Source organism: Neisseria sp. P0009.S007 (assembly GCF_051962515.1).
In genome coordinates this window covers 1-1,450 of the sequence record NZ_JBQCVF010000329.1, presented here as the reverse complement: position 1 = coordinate 1,450, position 1,450 = coordinate 1, and the positions used below count along the sequence as shown (strand labels likewise).

General features: G+C 47.1%; 2 protein-coding genes and 1 pseudogene. All 3 read left to right on the top strand.

The window, feature by feature from the left end:
* On the top strand, nt 1–651 hold a 651-nt coding region (trpS, locus tag ACTHS3_RS12985; RefSeq protein WP_440368124.1), incomplete at its 5' end, for a tryptophan--tRNA ligase.
* Nucleotides 652–734: 83 nt separating this feature from the next.
* Nucleotides 735–1,274 (top strand): hypothetical protein, encoded by a 540-nt coding sequence (locus tag ACTHS3_RS12980; RefSeq protein WP_070608317.1) that lies wholly within the window; start codon nt 735–737, stop codon nt 1,272–1,274.
* 42 nt (nt 1,275–1,316) lie between these two features.
* Nucleotides 1,317–1,450, top strand: a pseudogene (gene tpx, locus ACTHS3_RS12975) (thiol peroxidase); the annotation flags it as partial.

Here is a 1,450-nt window from a genome sequence, read left to right as displayed (position 1 = left end):
GAAAACGGTCAGGAAGATCTGGATCATGGCGTGGAAATGGGCCTGTACAGCTACCCTATCCTCATGACTGCCGACATTCTTATGTTCAATGCCCATGAAGTACCAGTCGGTCGCGACCAAATCCAACACGTTGAAATGGCACGCGATATTGCCGGCCGCTTCAACCACCGCTTCCAAGAGCTCTTCATCCTGCCAGAAGTGAAAATCGACGAAAACGTCGAACTCTTGGTCGGCTTGGACGGACGCAAAATGTCCAAGTCCTACGGCAACACCATTCCGCTTTGGGAAAACGACAAGAAAACCCAAAAATCGGTTAACAAAATCATCACCAATATGAAAGAACCCGGCGAGCCGAAACAGCCTGATGAAAGCCCTCTGTTTGAAATCTACAAAGCCTTCTCCACGCCGTCTGAAACTGCTGAGTTCACGCAAATGCTGGCCGAAGGCCTTGCTTGGGGTGAGGCTAAGAAACTCTTGGGTGCAAAAATCAATGCCGAACTCGCAGAACCCCGCGAGCGTTACAATGAATTGACAGCCAAACCATCTCAAATTGAAGACATTTTGCAGGCCGGTGCACAAAAAGCGCGTAAAGAAGCACGCGAATTGTTGGATAAAGTACGCGATGCAGTAGGTATTCGTCCGTTGAAATAATAATAGTAAGGCCGTCTGAATATTTCAGACGGCCATAATATCGTTTATCATTTGAAATATAATCGTTTTCTAGGGTTTCTCATATGAAAAAAACCTTCCCCCTTATCTTGCTCAGCCTTTCATTGGCTGCCTGCGGCGGTAAATCTGAAGATACTGCCGCCAATGATGCTGCTTCAGGCAAAGCGCCCAAGCCTACCTTCAAAGTTAAATATATCGATGAACAAGCCATAGCCGGTTTGGATTTAGGTACAGCTCAAGACGGCGAAACGAAAGAAGGTAAGAAGCAACGCACCTATCCGATTAACGGCATAGAGGGCGGTGTTATCAATCTGATTGGTAAGCACCCTACCGACTTAGAAGTCATCAGCGGCCAATGCATGGAAAAAAATGAAAAAGGCGTTTCAGCCGGCTGGTCAGCCAACGGAGTTTGCCACACTGCCTTTGCAAAAATGGTGGACAATATTGCCCAAGATGGCGGCAAACTGACCGACTATCTGATTTCACACGCTGCTTTGCAACCTTATACTGAAGGAAAAAGCGGTTATGCCGCTGTACAAAACGGCCGCTATATTTTAGAAATTGATAGCGAAGGCATGTTCTATTTCCGTCGCCGTCATTACTAAACCCCAGACCATCCTATTTCCCCCTGACACAAGGACTGAATCATGGCTCAAGTTACTTTCCAAGGCTCCCCTATTTCTACAAACGGCAATTTGCCTGCCATCGGCCAAGTTGCACCTGATTTCACATTGGTAGCAGCAGACCTATCTGAGAAATCATTGGCTGACTTTGCAGGCAA

Excerpts from the sequence above, each read along its gene's own strand:
- ACTHS3_RS12980 (WP_070608317.1), top strand. The coding sequence starts at position 735 with ATGAAAAAAACCTTCCCCCTTATCTTGCTCAGCCTTTCATTGGCTGCC.